The sequence below is a fragment of the Mucilaginibacter sp. P2_D11 genome (assembly GCF_056404435.1).
In genome coordinates, this window is the sequence record NZ_JBFUEA010000007.1 from 127,772 (window position 1) to 152,962 (window position 25,191).

23 protein-coding genes are annotated in these 25,191 nt (G+C 47.3%); 13 read left to right on the top strand and 10 right to left on the bottom strand.

Annotated features, from left to right (window positions below):
* The first annotated feature begins 141 nt into the window (after positions 1–141).
* Together AC1DXC_RS12730 and AC1DXC_RS12735 are read left to right on the top strand one after the other, a co-directional pair.
* Positions 142–1,401, top strand: coding sequence for a YeiH family protein (locus tag AC1DXC_RS12730; RefSeq protein WP_477459523.1), 1,260 nt, complete (start codon positions 142–144; stop codon positions 1,399–1,401).
* A gap of 177 nt (positions 1,402–1,578) precedes the next feature.
* The gene (locus AC1DXC_RS12735; protein WP_477459524.1) at positions 1,579–2,169 is read left to right on the top strand and encodes an RNA polymerase sigma-70 factor; all 591 of its coding nucleotides are present in this window, start codon (positions 1,579–1,581) and stop codon (positions 2,167–2,169) included.
* 3 nt (positions 2,170–2,172) lie between these two features.
* Here the strand turns inward: AC1DXC_RS12735 and AC1DXC_RS12740 are convergent, their stop codons facing one another.
* From AC1DXC_RS12740 to AC1DXC_RS12755, 4 genes are all read right to left on the bottom strand, one after another.
* Positions 2,173–2,583, bottom strand: a complete 411-nt coding sequence (locus tag AC1DXC_RS12740) for a putative toxin-antitoxin system toxin component, PIN family (protein ID WP_477459525.1) — start codon at positions 2,581–2,583, stop codon at positions 2,173–2,175.
* A complete protein-coding gene (locus AC1DXC_RS12745) occupies positions 2,583–2,813 on the bottom strand; it encodes a hypothetical protein (RefSeq protein WP_477459526.1) in 231 nt (76 codons plus the stop codon). Before AC1DXC_RS12745 ends, AC1DXC_RS12740 begins: the two co-directional genes overlap by 1 nt.
* Positions 2,814–3,105: 292 nt before the next feature.
* A complete protein-coding gene (locus AC1DXC_RS12750) occupies positions 3,106–3,660 on the bottom strand; it encodes a dihydrofolate reductase family protein (protein WP_477459527.1) in 555 nt (184 codons plus the stop codon).
* A gap of 218 nt (positions 3,661–3,878) precedes the next feature.
* Complete coding sequence (locus AC1DXC_RS12755; protein ID WP_477459528.1) at positions 3,879–4,232, bottom strand: DUF4180 domain-containing protein; 354 nt, start codon at positions 4,230–4,232, stop codon at positions 3,879–3,881.
* 167 nt (positions 4,233–4,399) lie between these two features.
* Here AC1DXC_RS12755 and AC1DXC_RS12760 point away from each other — a divergent pair, with 167 nt between their 5' ends.
* From AC1DXC_RS12760 to AC1DXC_RS12790, 7 genes are all read left to right on the top strand, one after another.
* On the top strand, positions 4,400–5,347 hold the full coding sequence (locus AC1DXC_RS12760; RefSeq protein ID WP_477459529.1) for a FecR family protein: 948 nt from the start codon (positions 4,400–4,402) through the stop codon (positions 5,345–5,347).
* Positions 5,348–5,609: 262 nt separating this feature from the next.
* Positions 5,610–8,945 (top strand): TonB-dependent receptor, encoded by a 3,336-nt coding sequence (locus AC1DXC_RS12765; protein WP_477459530.1) that lies wholly within the window; start codon positions 5,610–5,612, stop codon positions 8,943–8,945.
* An 11-nt stretch (positions 8,946–8,956) separates the two neighbouring features.
* Positions 8,957–10,609: a RagB/SusD family nutrient uptake outer membrane protein gene (locus AC1DXC_RS12770; RefSeq protein ID WP_477459531.1), complete on the top strand. Its 1,653-nt coding sequence runs from the start codon at positions 8,957–8,959 to the stop codon at positions 10,607–10,609.
* Positions 10,610–10,649: 40 nt separating this feature from the next.
* Positions 10,650–11,789, top strand: coding sequence for a SusE domain-containing protein (locus AC1DXC_RS12775; protein ID WP_477459532.1), 1,140 nt, complete (start codon positions 10,650–10,652; stop codon positions 11,787–11,789).
* A gap of 61 nt (positions 11,790–11,850) precedes the next feature.
* Positions 11,851–13,011 carry a glycoside hydrolase family 76 protein gene (locus AC1DXC_RS12780; protein WP_477459533.1) on the top strand — a complete coding sequence of 387 codons (1,161 nt, stop codon included), beginning with the start codon at positions 11,851–11,853 and terminating at the stop codon, positions 13,009–13,011.
* 173 nt (positions 13,012–13,184) lie between these two features.
* Positions 13,185–14,597 carry a glycoside hydrolase family 125 protein gene (locus tag AC1DXC_RS12785; RefSeq protein ID WP_477459534.1) on the top strand — a complete coding sequence of 471 codons (1,413 nt, stop codon included), beginning with the start codon at positions 13,185–13,187 and terminating at the stop codon, positions 14,595–14,597.
* A gap of 16 nt (positions 14,598–14,613) precedes the next feature.
* Entirely contained in the window at positions 14,614–15,681 is a 1,068-nt protein-coding gene (locus tag AC1DXC_RS12790) for a glycoside hydrolase family 76 protein (RefSeq protein ID WP_477459535.1), read from the top strand.
* Between the two features lie 47 nt (positions 15,682–15,728).
* Here AC1DXC_RS12790 and AC1DXC_RS12795 read toward each other — a convergent pair whose 3' ends face one another.
* The 4 genes from AC1DXC_RS12795 to AC1DXC_RS12810 form a co-directional block, all read right to left on the bottom strand.
* On the bottom strand, positions 15,729–16,181 hold the full coding sequence (locus tag AC1DXC_RS12795) for a helix-turn-helix domain-containing protein (protein ID WP_477459536.1): 453 nt from the start codon (positions 16,179–16,181) through the stop codon (positions 15,729–15,731).
* A complete protein-coding gene (locus AC1DXC_RS12800) occupies positions 16,182–16,514 on the bottom strand; it encodes a type II toxin-antitoxin system HigB family toxin (protein ID WP_133230127.1) in 333 nt (110 codons plus the stop codon). It abuts the gene before it with no gap.
* Positions 16,515–16,559: 45 nt separating this feature from the next.
* Positions 16,560–18,425, bottom strand: coding sequence for an LTA synthase family protein (locus AC1DXC_RS12805; protein WP_477459537.1), 1,866 nt, complete (start codon positions 18,423–18,425; stop codon positions 16,560–16,562).
* A 79-nt stretch (positions 18,426–18,504) separates the two neighbouring features.
* Positions 18,505–18,894 (bottom strand): rhodanese-like domain-containing protein, encoded by a 390-nt coding sequence (locus AC1DXC_RS12810; protein ID WP_477459538.1) that lies wholly within the window; start codon positions 18,892–18,894, stop codon positions 18,505–18,507.
* 124 nt (positions 18,895–19,018) lie between these two features.
* Here AC1DXC_RS12810 and AC1DXC_RS12815 point away from each other — a divergent pair, with 124 nt between their 5' ends.
* Both AC1DXC_RS12815 and AC1DXC_RS12820 read left to right on the top strand, forming a co-directional pair.
* A complete protein-coding gene (locus tag AC1DXC_RS12815; RefSeq protein ID WP_477459539.1) occupies positions 19,019–19,906 on the top strand; it encodes a LysR family transcriptional regulator in 888 nt (295 codons plus the stop codon).
* 2 nt (positions 19,907–19,908) lie between these two features.
* The gene (locus AC1DXC_RS12820; protein WP_477459540.1) at positions 19,909–20,358 is read left to right on the top strand and encodes an N-acetyltransferase family protein; all 450 of its coding nucleotides are present in this window, start codon (positions 19,909–19,911) and stop codon (positions 20,356–20,358) included.
* 7 nt (positions 20,359–20,365) lie between these two features.
* On the opposite strand, the gene AC1DXC_RS12825 is transcribed toward AC1DXC_RS12820, so the two are convergent.
* Together AC1DXC_RS12825 and AC1DXC_RS12830 are read right to left on the bottom strand one after the other, a co-directional pair.
* The gene (locus AC1DXC_RS12825) at positions 20,366–21,559 is read right to left on the bottom strand and encodes an aminotransferase class V-fold PLP-dependent enzyme (protein ID WP_477459541.1); all 1,194 of its coding nucleotides are present in this window, start codon (positions 21,557–21,559) and stop codon (positions 20,366–20,368) included.
* 18 nt (positions 21,560–21,577) lie between these two features.
* Positions 21,578–22,042 carry a GNAT family N-acetyltransferase gene (locus AC1DXC_RS12830; RefSeq protein WP_477459542.1) on the bottom strand — a complete coding sequence of 155 codons (465 nt, stop codon included), beginning with the start codon at positions 22,040–22,042 and terminating at the stop codon, positions 21,578–21,580.
* A gap of 89 nt (positions 22,043–22,131) precedes the next feature.
* Here AC1DXC_RS12830 and AC1DXC_RS12835 point away from each other — a divergent pair, with 89 nt between their 5' ends.
* Both AC1DXC_RS12835 and AC1DXC_RS12840 read left to right on the top strand, forming a co-directional pair.
* Positions 22,132–23,580: an aminotransferase-like domain-containing protein gene (locus AC1DXC_RS12835; RefSeq protein ID WP_477459543.1), complete on the top strand. Its 1,449-nt coding sequence runs from the start codon at positions 22,132–22,134 to the stop codon at positions 23,578–23,580.
* Between the two features lie 131 nt (positions 23,581–23,711).
* Positions 23,712–25,067 carry an NHL repeat-containing protein gene (locus AC1DXC_RS12840; RefSeq protein WP_477459544.1) on the top strand — a complete coding sequence of 452 codons (1,356 nt, stop codon included), beginning with the start codon at positions 23,712–23,714 and terminating at the stop codon, positions 25,065–25,067.
* Positions 25,068–25,191 lie beyond the last annotated feature (124 nt).

The following is a 25,191-nucleotide window of genomic DNA, read 5'->3' on the forward strand; positions in this document are numbered from 1 at the left end:
AATTCTTTGCGCACTTTGCGGTAAAATCAACCGCAAGAAAACTAAGTTAAATTTTATAAAAGAGGAGATGATAAAGCCACCTCAAAATAGCTACCCGAATTAACATCACATTATCAATTTAAACCCAAATATCAAAACAACATGTCAACATCCCCAGCTAAACTAACCCTGCACGAAGATTGGGCCGTGGTTATTTTAGGTTCCTTAATTATTATATTAGCCGTAGCAGGTTTCCTGCTGCCCGTGCCCACCTTTGCCTGGAAAGATGCCGCTGATCTATCCGGTAAAGTGCTGAGCGCCGGTAACCTGGTGAAAATACTGGAGCAATTCGTTTTTACGCTCATCATAGGCGGTATAGGCGCGCTTATCACCGGCAAGCCCATCCGCAATTATGCACTGGGTTTCCCGCTGGTATATGTGCTTACTATTATTGCGCTGGTACTTGCCGGGAGCAGTAAGGCTAAAGCGCTAAACCTGGAGGCTGTTATTTTTAGCCTGGTGATAGGCCTCGCCATCAGCAACTTTATTAAACTGCCAGAGTGGCTCAAGTCTTCGTTATCAACGGAGCTTTTCGTTAAGATAGGTTTGGTTATCCTTGGTACCAGCGTGATTTTTGGCGATATTTTAAAAGCAGGCTCACTAGGATTGATTCAAGCTTTGCTCGTAGTAACATCGGTTTGGTACTTTGCTTTTTGGGTTTGTAAAAAGCTGAAGGTAGATGACGAGATAGCTATGATGATCTCCAGTGCGGTATCCATCTGCGGCGTTTCAGCAGCAATTGCAACAGCGGGCGCTATCAAAGGCGATTCGAAAAAACTCAGCTACGTAATCTCTATGGTGCTGATAACTGCTATCCCCATGATGATTTTTATGCCCATCATTGCGCATTATTTTAACTTCTCGCAACCCGTTACCGGGGCATGGCTGGGTGGCAGTATAGATACCACGGGGGCAGTAGTAGCATCGGGCAGTTTGGTTGGCGAGGTGGCTTTAAAGGTGAGCACCATCGTTAAATTCTCTCAAAATGTTTTGTTGGGCTTGGCCGCCTTCGCCATCTCTATTTACTGGACCTACACCAAACATCCCTCGGCAAAAGATAAAGATACCAAGCCAACCCTGCGCGTGATTTGGGAGCGTTTCCCAAAATTTGTGTTGGGTTTTATTGGTGCATCGCTGCTGTTTTCCTTCCTGGTGCCGCCTGCAACCAACCTCCTGGTAAAAGACAGCCTGAAAAATTTGCAAGGCCTATGGTTTGCGTTGGCTTTTACCAGTATCGGGTTGGAGACCAACTTTAAGGACCTCTTTAATGAGAACAGCAAGAAGCCATTATATGCGTTTTTGATAGCACAAACCTTCAATATTTTTATAACACTCGGTATAGCGCTGATATTGTTTAAATAACAACAAAGCGGTTTAATACAAAATGGTCTTCGGGTTTTCGGAGGCCATTTTGTGTTAGAAGTCCATTTTTATTTCTTACCACAGATGTCTCATTCTTGTTAACAACAAAAATTTTCCTTTCTCAAAATAAACTTGTAATTATGCCTTACCAATTCATCAACCCTTTTTTGTCCATTTATGCTTCCAGAACAGGAATTTCAAATGTGGCCAGATGCAGACCTGTTAGAACTGCTGAGGCTGGATGACCGTAAGGCATTTGAGATACTGTACGAAAAATATTCCCCCAAGCTTTACTACGCGGCCTACAACCTGTTCCGCGATAAAGATGTGTGCGAGGATCTGGTGCAGGAGCTGTTTATTGATTTGTGGGCCAAACGCAGCGAATTGAAGATTGCCTCGTTGGAATGGTACTTAAAGGTGGCCATAAAAAACCGGGTGCTGGTTTACATCCGCACGCAAAGGGCCACGTTGGATGTATCCGCCATTGAGGCCCTCGCCGAAAGGTACAGTGCCGATAGCCGCCTGCTGCAGCATGATATCAGCCGCGTGCTGGAAGATAATGTTGCCCAACTGCCCGAGAAATGCCGCCAGATATTCACCCTCAGCCGCAAAGAATATTTGAGCAATAAGGAGATTGCCACCCGCCTGGGTATATCTATAAAAACCGTGGAAAACCAAATGACCATTGCGTTGCGCTACCTGCGTAGCGGACTAACGGATTATTTGCCAACTATAGCCGTTTTGTTATTGATGGAGATGCTGAGGTGAGTGTTATTTCTCTAACGCTTTCAGAAAGTCTGCAGCGTTAAGTATTGGAATGTTTTCAAAAGGATTCAGTACGAGCAAATCCTGATCGCCCGACACTATGCAATCTGCCTGAGCTGCTTTTGCAAGGGATAAATATTTATCGTCTTTAGGGTCGCGGCATGCAATCATGTTTTCCAAAACCGGTATAGGTAAAGCGTTGGTTACAATGTTTTCGATGAAGTTTATCCTGGTTTCCAATGATAACCATCTGTTGAATTTGTCTCTGGCAAAAACGTCGAGATATTCTGATACGATTTCATCGGAGACAAGTAAGGTGCCTTTTGTTCGGGCTTCTTTTAACGCACGCCCGGGGATGGAGTTTTCGTTAAATATGGCACTTAGAAGTACGTTGGTATCAAAAACGAAAAATTCCATCAAGACTCTTTAAGCATTTTCTGCAACGCAGTTTCGCTGAACCCGTTTGCGCGGGCTTCGGCGGTAGCACGCTTCATTACTTCGAACAGCCTTTCATTTGCCGATTGTTTGCTGAAAAAATCAGTAAGCCAGGCATTAATAAAAATCTCTGCTTTCCTTTTGCTTTCTATATCTGCATTTTCAAAAGCATCGGCCAAATTGGGTGGTACGTTTATCGCAATTTTTTTCATTTTACACGGGCTAAGATGACATTTAAACAAATATAACCAATTTGCATCAAATCAAGGCTGCGCCCCTTTTACCAAAGTGCTTTAAATCCCATGATAATAATTAATGATTTGTGGCAGGCACCTATGCTACATCCATTCCGAATAACAGCGTATTGCCGTTTTTTCATTCGCGCAAAAAAATCGCTGTAGGCGCATAGCCGAAGTGTTTTTTGAATGCGTAGCTAAAATGTGATAGGTGCTCGAAACCGGTTTCCAGGTGCAGTACTTTTTTTAGCAGTAAAACCCTCTTTGATTATTGTTTTACATACCGAAGCGCCACGCAGCCCGATTTAAAAACCTTCGATTCCACAAGTTTTAAACCCAATGTCTTCGGCAGGGTAATTCCGGTCAACAGCCGCGTACCTTCTCCGGCAATGAAAGGTTGGACAACAAAGTTGTATTCATCAACTAAACCAAGCGCTATCAGGTGCGAGGAAAGCGTCACGCCGCCCAGACCTATAGGCTTGCCTTCGCCTTGCTTTAATTTTAATATCTCTTCCGCCGGGTCGGCACGGCTAATTTTTGTGTTCCTGTCGTCGACACTCTCCAGCGTTTGAGAAAAGACAAGTTTATCGATGGAATCAAACACCCGGGCAAATTCGTTGCTTACTTTTCCCATCGATTGGTTTTTTGCAACCTCGGGCCAAAAAGGAACCATCAATTCATAAGTTTTACGCCCGTAAGCCAGCAGGCCCATACCGCGCAGCAGTTCCGTAAAATATTCATGCAGCTCGTCATCAGCAATTCCTTTGGTGTGGTCGCAGCAGCCATCTATAGTGATGTTGGTGGCGTAGATTACCTTTCTCATTGGGTTGGGTTTTAGTATTGATGTTGCTAATCGGTTAGTTAAGATACCATCAAAAATAAAGTATTACATCCATTTGCTTGAGGGTAATCGCGGCAAAAAAGGGTCTTTTTGAGCCAAATGCTATTGCTTATCCAAAGGGTAGGTAATGATACACGCTCGCCCCTGGCGGTTGTGGAATTATTAAAACCCTTGCGGCACTTTAACAATAGGCGAACATGTCAGGCTCTTTCTATCACTTCGGCAACAGAGCTAAAAAAATTAACCGATTTGCCTTTATTACTTTCGAAGATGAAATCGTGTATGCTATTACCAGGAAGCTGACTAAAATCCCCAATAATAGCAAAACGAATACGCCAATTGGAACACTTCTGCAAAACCTCACCTGCCAGTCCTGTTTTTAGTTCAAAAAAAGACGGGGCTAATTGGTAAGCATGTATAATGATCAGGTCAAAGCCCTGGTAGTAAAGGTCGGCTATGAATTGCGCGCCATCTTCTGGCGTTTGTATCAGAATGGTGTCCGAAACTAATTCAGCTATTTGGATGCCGTTTTTGTTGTGGGTAATAATTTGCATGTCGGTATTGAGCGTATTACAACGGCAAGTATAATGCCTTCTTAACCTAAAATGCTAAGACCGGATGCACTATTTATCCCTCCCCCAAAAAATATTTTCATATCCTTTAGGGGGTAGCCGCCGCAATTGCATCTTACCTATATAAACCACCAATAAAGCATACCTTCTTGAAAAAACGTAACCAGGCCGGCGATAACTCGCAGCAGGAAAAACTTGTAGAAAAGTACTTTGACGATTTGCAGCTAAACCAGCAAAAGGCCGCGGATTACGATTCGGAGTTCGACGGCGAGGGGGTGTATAGCCGCATTATTTCGGCTGTTGACCAGCCGCAGCCGCAGCGGCGCATTGCATCGCGCAGGTGGGTGGTTGCGGCATCTGTTACGCTGCTCGTGCTTTCATCTGCCGTGCTTGCCTTGTATCACGATAATTTGCTCAACTATTTATACCCTATACAAATCAAACAGCTTACCGCAGCCAACGGGCAGGTAGCGAATTATACCCTGGCCGATGGTACCAAAATTTGGCTCAACGGCGGCAGCAAGCTAAGTTACCCCAGCGAGTTTCGCGGCAATTTGCGTGAGGTTACTCTGGAAGGCGAGGCATACCTGGAGGTTGCACATGATGCTGCAAAAGCGTTCATTGTGCACACCGGAGCTATACGCACGCAGGTATTGGGCACCAGCTTCAATATAAAGGCCTACCCGGAAGATGCCTTCGTGAAGGTAGATGTAACCAGCGGTAAGGTGGGTGTTATACCGGCTGTGGATAAAACCAAGCCTGCTCAAACCGTTTTCCTAACGCCGGACGAAGAGGTGTACATTAATAAAAAAGATAACACTGCTCTAAAAACCACTGGGGTTGATGCAGCCACCTTAACCGATTGGAAAGATGGCGGGCTGGTGTTTAAAAACATGGCCTTGCAGGAAGTTTTGAACGCCCTGCAGCACCGCTATAACGTAAAAATGATTGCAGATGCCAACCTGGTAAAATGTACCATATCGGCCAATTTTACCAACGTATCGTTGCAGAATATTATGGTAATTATATCCAAGCTGGTGAAGGGCAAAGTGGTGCAGGAGGGGCAGACGTATCATTTTAAAGGTAAGGGTTGCTAAACACTAAACCAACAGTATAAGAGAGAGATAACCAATTATCAGTTCACCCAAAAACAAGGAAGACAGCAATGACATAAAAAATAAAAAAACCCTGGCCAAAGGGATTTGAGCAGGGTTGATTAAAATGCCGGGTTATTATTAAGTGCAGCGTTTAGAGGTCCAATTCAGAACGAAACACTTGAATTTCAAACACTTTAATTTTTTCAAATTTATGAATATATCTCTATTTTCAAATGGAGTAGTTCGTTATGTTTTTATATTAATGAAATTTACCTCGCTCGCCTGTTTTGTGGTTTGCCTTATGTGCCTCTCGGCCATCGCAAACGACTCTTTCGGCCAGAAATTCCTGGAGCAGCCGGTAACGCTTAAGTTGAAAGACGATAAGCTTATCGATGTGCTGGATAAAATTTCTGCCGATAAGCAAGTGAAGTTTGCATACGCAGATAACGTATTGAAAGCCAGTTATAGGGTAAGCATTAATGTAAACAACAAAACCATCAAACAGGTACTGGATGAGGTTTTAGCTCCATTTAACCTCTCGTACAAAATTATCGACGATGTAATCGTCATCAGCGAGCGTACCGAGGCCGATGCTGCCGCAGCCAGGCCCGCAAGGCAATTCGCCAAGATAAGCGGTAAGGTAACTGATGATGCTAACCTGCCTCTGCCGGGCGTAAGCGTACGCTTAAAAGGTACTACTATTGCCACGGTAACGGATATAAACGGTAATTTTATCATAGATGCGCCCGATGCCAACGGCACGCTGGTATTCAGCTTTATTGGCTTTACCGCTAAAGAGGTGCCGCTAAACGGCCAAACTACATTAAGTATCCAGTTGCTGCCTGAGCGTACATCGCTGAACGAAGTCATCGTGATTGGTTACGGCACGCAAAAGCGTTTGAACGTAATAGGCGCGGTAGACCAGGTTTCGGCTGCTGCCATAGAAGGCAAGCCATCGGTAAACCTTACGCAAGCCTTGCAGGGTACGTTGCCCAACTTAACCATACAGCAAACCAGTTCAGAACCGGGTGCTTATCAAACCATCAACATACGCGGGGTGAGTACCCTGGGTAACAACAGCCCGCTTGTGGTTATTGATGGGATTACCGGTGGAGACATTAACCTGCTAAACCCGCAGGATATAGAAAGCGTTTCGGTGCTGAAGGATGCGGGTAGTGCAGCCATCTACGGTTCGCGGAGTGCTAACGGCGTAATTTTAATTACCACCAAAAAAGGCAAGGCCAATTCGGCAGCTGCATTAACCTACAACGGGCAGGCCGGCGTGCAAATGCCGCATGTGGGTTACCGCCCGGTGCATAGCTTCGAGAATGCCATCCTACGGAACGAAACAGTTGTAAATGCGGGTTTGCAGCCTATTTATAGCCCGGCCCAGATCCGCGCCTTCCAGCAAAGCGGCGACAACGAATGGTTTTTAGACGCTATCCTTAAAAATGCCGTGCAGCAAAACCATAACCTGGCTTTAAGCGGCGGCAGCAGCAACACTACTTACCTGGTTTCGGCCGGCGTAACAGACCAGCGCAGCAATTTGGTTGGCCCCGACTATGGTTTAAGGCGCTATAACTACCGTATGAATTTAACTACGCAGTTTGGCAAATTGAAACTTACAAGCATATTAGCCTACGCCCGTACCGAAATTAAGGAACACTCGTACAGCACGGGTACGCTTATTGTAGATGCAGGCAGAACGCCAACCTATTATAAAATACAGGATGCCAACGGCAACTACCTTACCAACGATGTACTGCAGGAATTTAACCCGCTGGGCATTTTGGAAAAAGGCGGCTACCGCAAACGCGATAACGACAATATTTTTGGTAACCTAAACGCAGAATTGGCCATAACTAAGGATTTTAAACTAAAAGGCGTATTTGGCGGTACCGTACTGGCCAACCACATGTTTAACCGGGTTATACAGGTAAATTACCTGCCAAAAGGCACTTACGGTGCCGACAGGAACACCGATGACGACAACGATAAAAACCTGTTCATTAACACCCAGTTTATTGCGCAGTACACCAAAACCTTCGCTAAAGACCATAATGTAGATGTGCTGGTTGGTGTGGCAAACGAAAGCACCAATAATACCAGCAACTTTGTCCACCTAAAATTTACCGACCCGGAGCTGGGTACGCCAACAACAGGGACCATTATAGACCCATCATCGGCCAACAGCAATAACCGGACAACGGAAAGCAGCCTCAACTCGGTTTTCGGCCGCGGTAGTTACTCCTACAAAAACAAATATTACGGCGAGGTAGATTTCAGGATAGATGCTTCCTCGCGTTTTGCGAAGCAAAACCGCAATGCATTCTTCCCGTCCATCTCCGGTGGTTACCGCTTAACCGAGGAGGGCTTTATGGAGAACTACCGCCAAAAGGTAGGCGACCTGAAACTGCGCGCATCATACGGTATATTGGGTAACCAAAACGTGGGCGATTACCAGTATCAAAGCACTTACCAGGCATCCTCAAGCACCTATTATGGTTTCAACAACAGCGTGGTGGGTACTACTGCAATCAATTTTGCCAACCCGGATATCCGCTGGGAAAGGGCTGCCACCTTCAACGCAGGGATAGATGCAACGTTTTTAAATAACGCATTAACCGTTTCGGTTGATTATTTTAACAAGATAACCCGCGATATTTTATTGAGGCCCACCTTTTCGGGTGTTTATGGCGCCCCTACACTGCCCGATTACAATGCCGGCAGGGTACAAAACCGAGGCTGGGAGTTCAATTTAAACTACCGTGTTAAAACCGGCAATTTCAACCATTCGTTTGCCTTTAACGTAGCCGACTCTAAAAACAAGGTGCTGTACCTGGAAGGCGGCGACCAGTTGAACAGCTACGACGAAATGCAGATCATCAACAAGGTTGGCTTGCCTATTGGCTCGTACGTAGGGTACAAAAGGGACGGCTACTTCCAAAATTTAGATGACGTAAACAACGGCCCTAAATTCCCGGGCCTAAACGTCGTGCCTGGCGATAACCGCTATGTAGATGTTAATGGCGACGGCGTGCTGGATGATAACGATAAGTTTGTTTTGGGCAACGGTTTTCCGCGCTTAACATTTGGCTTTACATATGCTGTAAATTATAAATGGTTCGATTTGAATGTGTTTATGCAGGGTGTGGGTAAACGCGCCATGTTTGTACGCGGCGAGCAGGTGGAGCCATTCCACTTTGGGTATTCGCAGGTAATATACCAGCACCAGCTGGATTATTGGACCCCGCAAAACCCCGATGCACGTTACCCGCGCTTGGCAGCAAACGGCAGCCAAAGCAACGAAAACAACTTTCGCCGCGGCTCGGATATGTACCTGTTCAATGGCTCGTACCTGCGGGTAAAAAATGTACAGTTGGGCTACACGCTGCCCGGCGGTATCGCCAAAAAAATTGGGATGCGCAAAGTTAGGGCATACGTTACCGGCCAAAATATCCTCACTTTTTCGGGCATGAAATTCATTGATCCGGAAAGCACCGAGCTAAGCGGAAGTGTACGGGCAAACGGTGCAAACAGCGGCAGGGCATACCCTACGCCAATTTACTACGGGTTTGGTATTGATGTAACGTTATAAATATTGTTATCATGAAAAAGATTAGAAATCACAATAAAACCGCGTTTTTCATCATGCTGATCGTTTTCCTTTCAGCCTGTAAAAAACTCGAGTTGGCACCGGCAAACAGGTTTACCGAGGCAAATTACTGGACAACTACAGAAAAAGCCGCCACTTTTTTAAATACTGCTTACGCGCAGCTGTACCCAAACGATTGGTTTTTTTACAACGAGGGGGCATCTGATAATGCTTACAACGGCCGCGGCGATGCCAGTGGTGTAGCATCGCTTGCTGCAGGCACTTATGATGCTTCGCTTGGGCGTGTGCGCGATGAATGGAACAACCACTACCAGGGTATTAAAACCTGCAATATCTTTTTAGAAAATGTGGACAAAGTAACATCCATGGATGCTGCGCTTAAAGCCCGCATGAAAGGCGAAGCAAGGTTTATGCGCGCGTTTCATTACTTCCAGCTCGAAACCTGGTTTGGCGATGTGCCTTTCTTTGAAAAAGACATCACGCTTGATGAGGCACGTACTATTAGCCGTACGCCAAAAGCACAGGTAGTAGATTTTGTGCTGAAAGAGCTCGACGAAGTTGCAGCAGCATTGCCTGTAAATACTGCTTACGCTGCCGCCGACCGTGGCCGCATAACCAAAGGGGCTGCTATTGCGCTTAAAGCACGGGTATTGTTGTACGAAAGCCGCTGGGCCGACGTTGTAACTACCTGCGAGCAGCTGATCGGCTCGACAGCCAACGGCACCTATGGTTTGTTTAATTCTTATGAAGGCCTGTTTCTTCCGCAAAACGAATACAATAGCGAGGTGATACTGGATCTGCAGTATGTAGGTGGCGCGCCAAACCGATCGTACAGCAACTTTTTTGATTTTGCACCGCTGGCTGTAGGCGCAAGGCTAAATGCACTTGCCCCAACGCAGGAATTGGTGGATAGCTACCTGATGGCCAACGGTAAAAAACCGGGCGAAACAGGAAGCGGATACGACGAGAACAACCCGTATGTAAACCGCGATCCGCGTTTAACCAACACCATTGTGTACAACCTGTACAAATGGAAAAAACCGGATGGCTCGTTGCAAACCATTTATACCAAACCGGGGTCGGACCCAAACCCCGATGCCAACACCGGCCGCGGCCCGGATGAATATGCCTCGGGCGCTGTTAGTTCGCCAACGGGCTACTACATCCGTAAGTATTACGACCCAACCTCGCTTACCAATTTCCAGTCGGGTTTAAACCTTATCCTCATTCGCTATGCCGATGTGCTGCTGATGTATGCCGAGGCCAAAAACGAACTTGGCCAGATGGATGCGGGCGTTTGGGACAAAACCATTAAGCCTATACGCAACCGCGCCGGTTTTACCGATGCGGCAGCGCTTAACTTCCCCGGCGGTGCGCAAACCGCCCTGCGCGATATAGTGCGCAACGAGCGCCGCAGCGAACTGGCTATGGAAGGGCTTAGGGTGTTTGATATCCGCAGGTGGAAAATTGCCGAAGTGGTATTAAACGGTTGGGCACACGGCGCCAAATATGGCCCCGCATCGGTTGATAACGGGTACATCCGTGCCAACCTGCGCAGCTTTGATAAAAGCAAGGCGTACTTATGGCCTATCCCGCGCGATGAGCGTAACGTTAACCCTAATTTATCACAAAACCCGGGTTGGTAATTCTTAATTATTTATAAAAACATTTATAATCTGTAAGATCATGAAAAAGACATTCTATAGCCTTTTGGCTTGTATAGTTGCTGTGTTGGTGGTATCGGGCTGCAAAAAAGAAAAAACATTAAACCACACAAACGTATCGGCAGTGAGCACCTTGTTTGCTCCGGAGAACAACAAATTTGTAAAGATAGCCTCAGGCGCTTCGGGCGCGGTTTCCTTTGAGTGGGAGCAGGCACATGCAGAAGATAACGGCTTGGTTTTATACGAAGTTGCTTTTGATAAAGAAGGCGGCGATTTCTCGCACCCGCTTTATTCGGTGCCATCAGACGGCAACGGCTTATACAACAAATTAAGCCTCAGCTTTAGCGACCTGAACAAAATAGCCACCAGCGCAGGCGTAAAACCACAGGAATCGGGCAAAGTTATCTGGACGGTGATGTCGTCAAAAGGCATCAACGTACAAAAATCTGCCCAGATCCGTACCGTGGAGATCCAGCGCCCGGCAGGTTTTACCGATATACCTACTGAGCTATACCTTACTGGTACAGCAACCGAAGGCGGGGACGACCTTACAAAAGCCATTAAATTAAAGCTGACCGCTCCCGGCAAATTCGAGGCATTTACCTCGTTAAAAGCCGGTACCTACCACTTTGCCGACCGTAACACAGGCACTCCTTCAACCTTCTCTTACGATGGTACCAAGCTTACTGAAGGTGGAAATACTACCGTAGCAGGCGCTACCAAAGTGCAGCGGATAGAGGTCGATTTTAACGTTGCCTCTTTTAAAACAACCGAGGTTGTATCGGTAGGCTTATGGTTTGCTGCAGATAACAAGATCTGGTTCGACCTGCCCTACAAAGCGGCCGGCGTATGGGAAATTGACGGTGCATCGGTAGTGTTCCACCAGGAATCGTGGGGGCGCGACGAGCGTTACAAGTTCCGCTTTACGTTTAAGGATGCAGCCGGTGCAACAAGCACACAATACTACGGCAGTACCAATTCTGATAACAGCCGCCCGGATGCGGGTACCGCGCCATCGTATTTTTACATGGTGCCTGTAAATAGCTCGCAGTACGATTACTGCTTTAAGTTTACCGGTGCTGCTGATAACAAAACGGCAGATATTAAGGTTGATTTTAGCGGTGCCGCCGGCGCTTACACCCACTCGGTTAAGGTTAATTAATAAAGGTATTATGCAGCCCTGCAAAGCCCAAAATGGCTTGCAGGGCTTAACATCAATCAACATGAAGATCAATATACAATATATAGGCAAAGTGGCACTGACGGGCCTTATCCCACTGATGCTTGCGTCCTGCCTAAAGGACAAGCCCTTCCCGCTATATGGCAACAAGCCGGCAGCAGTTATTAATTATACTTGGGCCGAAACGGCAGATTCGCTGCAAACCGCTACTTACACCAACTACCTATCGGCCAACGGCAATTACTTTAAACAGGACAATAGCGGCAATACCAATTACAACTATTGGCCACAGGCGCATACGCTTGATGCTTTTACCGATGCTTATGAGCGCACCAAGAACGAGATTTACAAGCAAAGGATGAAATCCTTGTTGAACGGTACACGTATAACCAATGGCAATAAATACCAAAACGAATATTACGACGATATGGAATGGCTGGCGCTGGCAAGCCTGCGCGCCTACGATGCAACAAAGGATAACGACTACCTGGATGCCGCTAACATATTGTGGACGGATATTAAAACCGGCGTAAACGCAAACCAGGGTGGGGGTATAGCCTGGCGCAAAAGCCAGCTGGATTATAAAAATACCCCGGCAAACGCACCGGCCATTATTTTTGCCTGCCGGTTATATAAACTGAGTGGCAACGCGGCAGACTTAACCCTGGCAAAGGAATTATATAGCTGGATGAAAACCACGTTGGTAGACCCGTCAACAGGCATTATATGGGATGGCATCAACGGCAACCACGATGGGCAGATCAGCAAAAACAAATTCACCTATAACCAAGGCGTTTATATTGGCGCAGCTTTGGAATTGTATAACGCAACCAAGGATGCAAGCTACCTGGCCGATGCAACCCGAAACGCCAGCGCAACCATCGTGGATACAGATATTTCGCCGGGCGGCCTGCTGCGTTCTGAAGGGCAGGGCGATGGCGGTTTGTTCAAGGGGATATTGGTACGGTATTTAACCCTGCTGATACAAAGCCCGGACATTACTCCTGCCAATAAGGATGCTTATGTGAAATTCCTGAAATACAACGCGCAAACGCTGTTTACTAAAGGCATCGGGCGGCCTGCCATGACGGTTAGCCCTGATTGGAAATCGGCACCATCCGGCACTATCGACCTTACCACCCAAATAAGCGGGCTTACTATGATAGAAGCCGCGGCAAGGCTGAAAGCTGCCGGGGTATTTTAAAATCCTATGCCATAGCGATGCGAAAAGGAGAATTCCCCCATAGCGATGGGTTTGAAACCCATCGCTATAATGAGAGATGCGGAGGTTCCTTATTTCAAATACAGACCTTATCTCCCGGCTTTTTAGTTAATTTGCCGGAAGATTTATTACCGTAATAATTATTTTATCGACATATGAAAAGAAGGCAATTTATTGGCAGCACGGCCATGCTTGGCGCAGGCGTATTCATCAACAAGCTATCCTTTGCGGCAGATGCTTACCCCGTAGTGCGTGTACCTGCGAATGAGCGTAAATTTACCAGCAAAGCGGTAGAAGCTGCAATAAAGGAATTCAAGGCCAAAGTGAAGAACCCCGAACTGGGCTGGCTATTCGAGAACTGTTTCCCAAATACGCTGGATTCCACAGTAACCTATAAAACCATTAATGGCAGGCCTGATACCTATGTGATAACCGGCGACATTGATGCCATGTGGCTGCGCGATAGCAGCGCGCAGGTTTGGCCTTACATTGCTTTTATTAACAAGGATGCCGAACTGAAGAACCTGGTAGCGGGCGTTATTAACCGCCAAACCACCTGCATCCTGCGCGACCCATACGCCAACGCTTTTTACGACGATCCTAATAAAGTAGGCGAATGGAAAGACGATGTAACCAAAATGAAACCGGGTCTGCACGAACGCAAATGGGAGATAGATTCGCTATGTTATCCCATCCGTTTAGCTTATAAATACTGGAAGCTTACAGGTGATACTTCCCCCTTTGACGCTAACTGGAAACTGGCCATTCAAAGCACACTGAAAACCTTTAAGGAGCAGCAACGCAAGGATAACGATGGGCCGTACTCGTTCCAGCGCAATACCTCCTGGGCTACTGATGGCGTGCCCATGAACGGTTACGGCTACCCGGTAAAACCGGTTGGATTGATTTGCTCTTCCTTCCGCCCAAGCGATGATGCGACGGTTTATTCATATCTTATACCTTCAAACTTTTTCGCGGTTACCAGCTTAAAGCAAGCCTCGGAAATGGCGGGGGCGATATTGAAGGACGATGCTTTAGCTACCGAATTGCTGACTTTGTCAGTCGAAGTATATAGTGGCCTGCGAAAACACGCCGTGATAGATACCCCGCAATACGGTAAGGTGTACGCCTACGAAGTGAACGGTTTTGGCAGCTTTAATTTGATGGATGATGCCAACGTGCCGAGCTTACTGGCCATGCCTTATCTGAACGCCATAGACAACACCGACCCGGTTTATATCAATACCCGCAAAATGCTATGGTCGCTCAATAACCCTTTCTTTTTTAAAGGAGTTGCAGGCGAAGGCATTGGCGGCCCGCATGCCGGCAAGGATATGATATGGCCGATAAGCATCACCGTGCTGGCATTAACCAGCAGTAATGATGCCGAGATAAAAGCCGCCATAGAACAATTGCGCAAAACACACGGCGGCACCGGCTTTATGCACGAATCGTTCCATAAAGACGACGCAAAGAAATTCACCCGTAAATGGTTTGCCTGGGCCAACACCTTGTTTGGTGAATTGCTTTGGGAAACCTATACAACCAAGCCCCACTTACTGGCTTAATAAATAGAACACACCTATGAAAAAAATATCATTATTAATGGTACTTGGCTGTGCCATGGCGTTTAGTGCCGTAGCGCAGACTATCAATTACAAAGAACGCATCAGCCTTATACATAAAAACATTTATCAAACCTTTTATGATAAAGGCGCAAACCTGTACCTCGAAACTAATAATGCGGAGGCCAACAAAGGCAACCATTCCTTCCTGTGGCCCTTAACCGCTTTGCTGCAGGCAGCTAATGAGATGGAGGTACTGGAACCGGGCAAACAATACATTGCCCCGGTGATGAAAGCGATAGATCAATACTATTCCGACCGCAGCCCCGCACCGGCATACCATGCCATGGTGGTAAAGGAAAAGATAGACCCCCGCTTTTACGATGATAACGAATGGATAGCCATTGCACTGATGGATGCTTATGCCCGCACCCATAAAAAGGAATATCTGGAAACCTCTAAGCTGATTTACCGTTTCCTGCTCACCGGGCACGACAAGGTTGCAGGTGGCGGCTTTTACTGGGAGGAAGGGAATTTAAAAGGAAAGAACACTTGCTCCAACGGCCCGGGGGTATTGGTAGCCCTGCGCCTTTACCAGGCCACCAACGACAAGGCTTATTTAGATACCGCAATCTCCGTTTACAACTGGACAAAGAAGAATCTGCTATCGCCAAAGGGTGTTTATTATGATAACATCAGGCTGCCCTCGTTGAAAATAGATTCGGCGCTTTATACCTATAATGCCGGATCTATGCTGCAATCGGGCGTTATCCTTTACAACATAACTCACGACAAAAAATACTTGGCCGATGCAGTGAACGTGGCCAACGGTGCCGAGAAGGTTTTCTTCCGCAACGGTAAACTGCCCGGCAATTATTGGTTCAATGCAGTGCTGGTAAGGGGTTACATCGAATTATACAAAGTAGAGAAAAACAAGGCGCGGCTAAGCTTCATCATCGCGGATGCAGAGCATATTTGGAAATACGAACGCGACAAGCAAAACCTGTTGGGTAAACAAAAGATAAAAAGCCTGATAGACCAATCGGCCATGCTGGAGACTTATGCAAGGTTGGCGGCGTTGAAATAGGCCGTCCTTAGATCTGACAACTATTAAAAAGTTGTCAGATCTTTAGCTTAACTTTTGGCGACTGCTAGCTTTTTGGTAGTATTCATCACGCTGGCATTACGCAAATGAGCGTTAATGGGGGATATCAGTTTATAGGGGCGGTTAAAAGCTTCCTGCCTCACTTTAAAATAATCAGCCAATTTTCGGATAACTTCTTTTGAGAGTCCTTTTTTATAATGGAGGATATCCGATACGTACCCCTTGCTAATGCCCAATATAATAACCATATCCTGAGGTTTTAAGTGGTGGTCGTCCATTAACGAGAGTAACAATTTAATTGGGTCGGTTTCCGCAAAAGAGTTGTGCTCTTCATCGTACTTCCCTATCAATAATGTTAATAAATCCACTTCATCCTGGAGCGTTTCGACTTCCTCCTGCATCAATAATACTTCCAGTTGATTGCAATAATCGTTGTACTGGCTCTCGTTTTTAATGATAGTGTATTTTATTGCTGCTTCCATTTAGTAAAGATTAATCGTGTATTGATTTCCTAGTTTACAAACCTTATCGTATTCGGCGTGTGTTCCTATCCAGCAAACAAAAAGATGAACTTGTTTTGCCCCGAAAATAAATTTACATATCATCCTGTAATTGTTCCCACCAATATCAAAAACAATCCGGCTGCTGCTTTTGCCTAAAATATCAGCAGTGTTGAATGTGTATTTTATATCGCCTGGCTCTTCCCAATCGGCAAACTTTAGTTTCTCAAGCCAATCCTCCAAAGAAGTTCTACTTCTCGGATGCTGGGCCGCGAAATTTTCTAACGTTTGTTTTTTGATAAGGTGGACTTTCATTCCTTAAACAAATATAATCAGAAAGGTTCACAAAAAGAGAACCTTTTAAAACTTCATATACTCCGTAAACACTGCCTGTAAAAACGCCTTCCCTAAAAGCAATGTTTCATCCGTCTCCGCTTTGGGTGCCGAGGGGTTTTGGATGTAATTTATCCGTTGGCCTGCATTATCGTAAGATACCGCCTGCCCAGGCGTCATAAAGCCCATGCCGTTATCCCAGTCAAAAAATGCAAACTCCTTGCTGTACGGGTTAAGCAAGTTTTTAGACCATTTGAACTCCTTGTGCGGCAGACCCATTTGGGTGAGCAGGGTAGTTGCAATATCCACCTGGTTACCCAGTTTGGTAATATGCTTGCCACGGTATTCAGGTTTTATAGCATCACCAAAAAATAATAGAGGGATGTGGTATTTGCGCGGCTCGTAGGGTTCAGAATGGTTTAGGGGCAGGCGATGGCCATGGTCGGCAACCAAAATGAACAGGGTGTTTTTATACCAGGGCTGTTTCTTTGCTTCATCAAAGTATTCCTTTAAACTGGCATCGGTATAATAAGCCGTGCTGCGGAATTTGTTGGGCAGATCCTCGCCGGGGAAATGCGGTTGGGTAGGCACTTCAAAAGGTTCGTGGTTGCTAAGCGTTTGTATATAGCTAAAGAATGGCTCTTTTTGTTGGCTGAGGTATTTTACGTTGCGTTTCAGCACGATATCGTCATGCGCGCCCCATTTGGAGTTCATCTCCTTTTCCTCAAAGCTGAATTTATCAATCATGCCATCAATATTATGGCTCAGCAGATAGGCTTTAAAATTCATGAAATTGGCATCTCCACCGTAAAAATAGGAGGTGTGATAGCCATGATTGATCAGTGAGTTGCTGATAGCCGGCAGGTGTTCCTGCTTGGAGTTGTCGATAACCATGGTACGCGACGCCTGCGAAGGGAAGGCGCTTAAAATGGCCACAATGCCCTTGTCGGTACGGTCGCTTGCGGCGTAAATACTATCGAACAACACGCCATTTTTGATGAAATTTTCAAAGTTTGGTGCATCGCCTTTTTCGCCGCCAAGGGATTCGATGACGTCTGCGGTAAAGCTTTCCAACTGGATGATAACCACGTTGGGGCGCTCAGTAGTCAGGATATTGATAGTGGTGTCTTTCTTCACGGCGTACATGCTATCTACCAATGCGGTGGCGCGGGCGGCGGGCATAAACAGGTAGGGATTATCCTGCGTTTTTACGCTCTCGAAAGTGTTTTGCAGTAGGTTCCACTCAGTATTCAGCGCGCCCTGGTTAAGAATGGGTCTGTCAGAAAAGTAAACCGTGCTTTGGCTGATGGGCACCAATTGCAGGCCACTGCGTACTACAACAAAGTTTATCCCAAACAGCAGCAGGAAGATGAAAGGCCGCGCCCATATCGAAACCTTAGGCTTCCTGAAATTATAATCGATGATAAAATGGGAGAGCAGGATGCCAACAGTAAGTAGCACCGCACCAATGGACAAGCTGATTCCGATAGGCGAGGAGCCGGTAGATGCCATGGCCTCCGAGGGAGAATTATACACATTGGCAAATACCCTAAAGTTTACCTTGGTACCCCATTCGCGGAAAATGTTGAAGTTGAGGATAGTGATAAAGCAGGTCAAAAACAGCATGAAGTAAACGTACCCGCGCAACCAAATGGGTTTGATATGATAGTTGGTAAACCAGTTAAACCCGAACACCAATAAAGGAATCAGCGCGATATACCCGGCCATAGAAGCATCCATGCGTAAGCCGTAAATGAAAGTCTGGATAATATCCCAGGTGGTGCTTCCCTCAAACTTCTCGTGAAAATATACCTCGAATACCGCCCGGGTAATAAAGGCGAATACTATCCAAAAAATCAGGAATCGGCAAAAACTAAAAAGGCTTTTTAACATCGGGCCTCAAAAATAGTTATTTAAAGCGGATGTTAAAAAACCGTTAAGTTAATGGCGCGTCAAATCGTCATGCGATGTATCAGCAAGCGCATTTGATGGCTAAGCCGGCGCTTGCCTGCGTGCCCCCGGTTTCGTAACCGTCGAATTTCCACCACTCTATGCCGCCGATAAGCTCCCTTACGTCGAAGCCCAGCTTTGCTAAGTTTAAAGCACCGCGGGTAGATGCATTACAGCCGATGCCGCCGCAGTAGGTGATATACAATTTCGTTTTATCGAACCCGGCGGTGGTATCGGCATTCATCTCCCGATGCGGCAGGTTGATGGCTCCGGGAATGCGTTCGCGCTCGTAGGCAAAGTTTTTACGGGCATCAATTACGACAACCGGCTGCCCGGCCTCCAGTGCATCGAACAAGTCGGATGGATCCATTTCGTAAGCTAATTTGTTTTGGTAGTGATCGATTGCTGTCATGTCTTATGTGTTTTGATGATCCAAAAGTAGGGTAGCAGGGCGATGCATTTGTATGAGGATTGGCGCAAGTGCACATGAGCAATCTGCATGTATAATAAGCCCCGCAAATAGGTAACTTTACCTTATGGACGTGAGGCATCTTAAACTGATAAAAACCATTGCCGATGAAAAGGGCATCAGCAAATCCTTACCTAAATTATTCCTTACGCAATCGGCAGTTAGCCACCAGCTGAGGGATATTGAGGAGCGCATGGGGGTGAAGATATTTTACCGCACCAAAAACCAATGGATACTGACCGATGAGGGTAAGATTTTATACGATACCGCCACCCGGGTTTTGGATGAGCTAGAACAAGCCAACGCCAAACTGAATGACCTGCGTATGGGCCATACAGGCGATATCCGCATTAGTACAGAATGCTACACCAGCTACCATTGGCTGCCGGCTTTTATGGTGAAGATGAAACTGCTCTATCCAAAGCTCAACGTAAAGATTGTGATGGAGGCCACGCACAGGCCACTACAAAAATTACTGGACAACGAGCTGGATGTAGGCATCACTTCCGACCCGCTCAACGATAAGAGCATACGCTATATCGAACTGTTTAAGGATGAGGTAATGGCGGTTGTGCCTGCAGGGCATGCCTTGAGCACCAAGAAATACCTTACTGCGGACGACATTGCCAAAGAAGTATTGATAATCCATTCCTATCCGTTAGAAACGGTGACGGTGTACCAGCATTTTTTAAAGGAAACGAAAGTGCAGCCCGGCGAAATAATGGCCATCCCGCTAACCGAGGTGGCGCTGGAAATGGTGAAAGCCGGCATGGGTATCATGACCATGCCCGTTTGGGCGCTGAAACCCTTTGCTGCATCTGATGCATTTACGTTAGTGCGCATCGGCGCGAAGGGGCTTATACGCACGCACTACGCCGCCATTAGGCACGAGGACAGCCACAAGAAACATATACTGGAGTTTATAGATAACCTGAAGCAGGAACTGATAAAGTAGCCATGGGATACAAAATACGCGAAGCACAACCTACCGACATCCCCCAATTGATGCCTTTGATAGCTGCCCACGCCGAATACGAAAAGGCATCCTACAAGCAGGATGGGAAAGCAGAGCGACTGGCGGATGCCTTATTCGTGAGCAAACGCCTGCACGGTTTGGTCGTGGAGCAAGGCGGCGAGCTTATTGGCTACGCCACCTGCACCTTTGATTATTCTACCTGGGATGCCGCCGAATTTATGTACCTCGATTGCTTGTTTTTGGTAGAAGAAGCAAGAGGGCAAAAAATAGGCGAGCAAATCATCAACCTGCTAAGGGAGATTGCCATAGCACGCGGCTGCATCAACATACAATGGCAAACGCCCGATTTTAACGAACCGGCTATCCGCTTTTATAAACGGAATCAGGCCAAAGGGTTGAATAAGGTAAGGTTCACGCTGAACCTTACCTGAGTGCGAACTATCTGATGCTCTTAAGCGCCACGCACAATGCTTCAATTTCCTCTTCGGTATTGTAATAATGTACGGACGCCCGTACGATGCCCTCCAGGTGGTTCTTATTCATATAAATAAGGGTGGAGATAGCCTTGGCTAAGGATACATTGATACCCCTTTCTTTCAGCTTGCTTTTTACGGCTGCGCCATCTAAGCCCGCTACAGAAAAAGTAACTATCCCGCATTGCTGTGGCCCAAAATCGTGCACGGTAACGCCTTCTATTTCCTGTAAGCTGTTGCGCATGGTATCGGCCAGGTATTGTATGCGTTGCCATATACGGTCGATGCCAATATTCAGCGCGTATTCTATGGCCTTTCCCAGGCCGAGCGTAAGTGCTCGGTTCTTCTCGTAAAGCTCGAACCGTTTGGCATCGTTGCGTGCCTTAAATTCGGTTTCGCTTACCCAATCGGCGCTATGGCTATCTATCAATATCAGTTTCAGCTGGTCCTGCACGGCTTTGCGCACATACAAAAAGCCTGTTCCGCGCGGTGCACGCAGGTATTTACGCCCGGTTACCGATAACATATCGCAGCCAATCTCTTCCACATCTACCGGCAATTGCCCGGCACTTTGGCAGGCATCCACCAGGTATAGTATCCCGTGTTTGCGGGCTATCTTGCCAATTTCGGCCACAGGGATCATCCCGCCAGCGGTTGATGGTACCTGCGTAATAGCAATCAATTTTGTTTTGGCCGTAATGGCATACTCCAACCCTTGCATCGAGAAATTTCCATTCTCGTCGTTCGGGACTACCTTGAATACTACGCCGTGGTTCTTTTTGGCATTCAAAAAGCCCATCAGGTTGGTAACGTACTCCATCTCCGAGGTGATGATCTCATCGCCCGGCTTAAAATCGATGCCGTTGAACACCAGCCCCCAACCAACGCTGGCGCTTTCTACTATGGCCACCTCATCGCGGCCGGCGTTTATCAGGCGGGCAATTAAATCGTAAGTGTTATCCAATTGCGACTGATATTTAGCTTCGGTTTCATAACCGCCGTAGGTAGCCTCCTCCCGCAGGTAGGCTATAACGGTATCGGTAACTACATCCGGCGGCAGGGATGAGCCTGCATTATTAAAGTGTATCACTTTGGCTGTGCCGTTTGTTTCGGCACGGAATTGCTGTATTTCGTCAGGTGTCAATGCAGTTGTTGTCATGGTGTTTGCGTGCTTAATTTAATCTTTGAAGTTGATCTCCATCATTATGTCCGATCGTTGATAGGTGCCCGGCACCACGGGTATCTCTACAAAGTTGGCCTTGCGGTAAATGTGTATGGCATTCTCCAGTATCCGGTTCGAGTACAAGATAAGTTTCTTCGCACCGAGTCCTCTCGCCTTTTCTATGGCCGACTTGCACAAAAAATGCCCCGCGCCGCCGCCGCGATAAGTACTATCCACCGCCATCTTGGTCATCTCAAAAACGCCTTCTTCAATAACGCGCAGCGCCACGGTACCCACAATTGTTTCGCCAGCTGCGGCAAAATAGACGTCGCCGCCACGGTCAATGATAGCTTCCTGCGGATGCTCCAGCACCCATTTGTCCAGTTCTTCTACCGTAAAATATTGCTCCAGCCAGGCCTTATTGAGTTTTTCGAAGTAGGGCTGATATTCGGGCCGGTAATTTATCAATTCCAGTTCCATCGCTTAATAATTATGCAACAAAATAAAGGCATATGTATTTAGTAAAACAGATGCAGATTTGTTAATTTTGAGCATAACAGAATTTGTAGATGAAAGCCGCTACCACTATCCCCGATGATGATTTTTTGTACGCACAGATTGCCGCCCGCTTTGAGCGGCAGGTAAAACAGGGCCTGCTGAAACCCGGTGATAAGCTGCTATCCGTTCGGGTGCTTAGTCGTGAGCAGGGCATCAGCATCAGCACAGCGTATAAAGCATATGTGGAACTGGAGAACATGGGCATCATCGAAGCGCGACCAAAATCGGGTTATTACGTTAAGTTTTCGCCATCGCGGTTCAGCAAATCGCCTGCTGTAAAGCCTCCGCTTAAAAGCACCGGCCAAACAACCGTTGCCGAAATGATAGCCACTGTGTACCAGAACATGCCCGAAGAAAGCGTGCTGAAGCTATCGCGCGCCTCACCGGCTATGGAGCTCATCCCGCTGGCCAAGCTCAATAAATCGATGATAGAGGCTATCCGAAAAAGCCCTAGCGGCAACAGCAATTACGAGCATCTGCAAGGCAACATTTCGCTGCGCAATCAAATAGCCAAAAACGCCTTCAATTGGGGCGGCAACATCACCGGCGAAGATGTGGTAACCACGCAGGGCTGCATGGAAGCCCTGGTGTTTTGCCTGCGGGCCGTTACCAAACCGGGCGATACCGTCGCCATTGAAAGCCCAACCTACTTCGGTATATTCAACGTAATGCTCAGCCTCGATTTGAAAGTGCTGGAGATACCCGTGTCGCCGGAGACGGGTTTGGATATTGCCTATCTGGAGCTGGCGATAGATAGGGTGCCGATCAAAGCCTGCCTTTTCGTTACCAATTTTAGCAACCCCGTGGGCAGTTGCATGCCCGATGAACGCAAACGCCAACTGGTTGCCCTGCTTACCCGGCGGCAGGTGCCATTGATAGAAGATGATATTTACGGCGAGATATACTTTGGCAAAACCCGGCCGCACACCTGCAAAAGTTTCGATACCGATGGCTGGGTGATGCTGTGCTCATCGGTCTCCAAATCGCTGGCACCGGGTTATCGGGTGGGCTGGTGCATCCCCGGCAGGTTCAAGGAGCAGATTATTAACATCAAAATGATGCATACCATCAGTTCGGCTACGCCAACGCAGGCCGCTATAGCCCATTTTTTTGAGGCAGGCAGATACGATTTGCATATGCGCAACCTGCGCCGCGCATTATATACCCAATGCCTGCGGTATATGCAGGGCATAGCCGCCCACTTCCCGCCCGATACCAAAATAAGCAGGCCCCAGGGCGGTTATGCCTTATGGATAGAACTTGATAAAAGCATCAATGCATTCGAACTGTACAAGGCTGCTATGCAGCACAACATCAGCATAGCACCGGGGCAAATTTTCAGTACCGATGGGCGCTTTGCCAACTTTATCCGCATCAGTTTCGGTATGCCATATGATGATACAGTTGATAAAAGTTTCAGGGTGTTGGGCGAATTGATAAAGGTGCGGTCGTTTTTGTAAAGAGATTTATGCACTGTGTTTGTGGCAGATGACTTGTTAATCGATACAAAACAGGGCTTAGCCGTTACATAACCGGGCAAGCAGCCGTAATGCGTTTTATTTACCGCTTAAAACGCATATTACTGCAACCCATGAAACGCACACTTACCTTCCCTTCCATTTTTTCCATTATCCTTATTGCCGTATTAAGTGCCTGCACCAAAAGCAGCGAAGATACGGGTACGGCACCCACAGTAATTACCAGCGCGGTAATCGTAAACGCCGCCGGCACCGGCGCTACAAGCGGCGGTTTTTTATCCACAGGCACGGCTACGGCTTATGGCGTTTGCTACAGCAGCAGCAATCAACAACCCACCGTAGCCGACACCAAAACTTCCGAAACAGTTAACTACGGCACCTATGCCAGCAGTATTACCGGCCTTACGCCAAACACTACCTACTATTTGCGGGCCTATGCCACTTATTTGAACGCAACAGCTTACGGAGCAGCAATACAGTTTAACACCGGCAGCGACCAAAGCACCACCACCGGGCAGGTAAGCACCTTTGCCGGCGCAACCGCAGGCGGTTTCCTGGATGGTATGGGTACCGCTGCTTTGTTCCAGGATCCGATGGGCGTTGCTACCGATGTGGCGGGCAACGTGTATGTAGCCGATTCGTATAATTCGGCCATTCGCAAAATAACTACCGATGGGAAGGTTACAACCCTTGCAGGTAACGGCAACCTGGGTTTGGTTGACGGAAATGCCGAAACCGCGCAGTTCTATTCGCCATCGGGCCTGGCGGTTGACGCAGCAGGCAACGTTTACGTAGCCGATCGTGGCAACAATGCCATCCGTAAGGTAACGCCGACGGGCACGGTAACTACCCTCGCCGGCAGCGGCGATGCCGGCTATGCCGATGGCACAGGCGCAGCAGCAACTTTCAACACGCCAAGGGGCGTGGCTGTAGATGCCAATGGCAACGTTTACGTGGCCGACTATGGCAATAACCTTATTCGCAAAATTACCGCAACAGGCGTGGTTACTACCATAGCGGGCAGCCGTACCACCGGCTACGCCAACGGTACGGGCACCGCAACCAACTTCAACAAACCAACAGGCATAGCGCTGGATGCCACCGGCAATATCTATGTGGCCGAGCCGCTTAATAACGACATCCGCAAAATTGATGCAGATATGCTGGTAACTACCTTTGCAGGCGGCTCAACAAGTGGTACTGCTATTTCGGCTTTGTTAGGTGCGCCAAATTCGCTGAGTATAGATGGGTCGGGCAATTTCTGGATATGCGATGGCAACAGGCGCATCATCAAAATTGGCGCGAATAAAAAACTCATCGTTATGGCCGGTGTATCGGGCGGTTCGGGTTCTACCGATGGCTCGGGTACGGTTGCTGTATTCAATGGCCCTACAGGTATTGCGGCAGGTACAGGCGGCAATGTTTACGTAGCCGATTTTGGCAACAACCTTATCCGCAGGATAAACTAAAACACGGTGATATATCATTAGCCCGCGATAACAGGAAGCTCCTGTTGTCGCGGGCTTTTTTTATGGGATTATTGGCATCTTCATCTGCTCGCACGACCCTGCTTTGGTGGAGCAATCCGTGGTT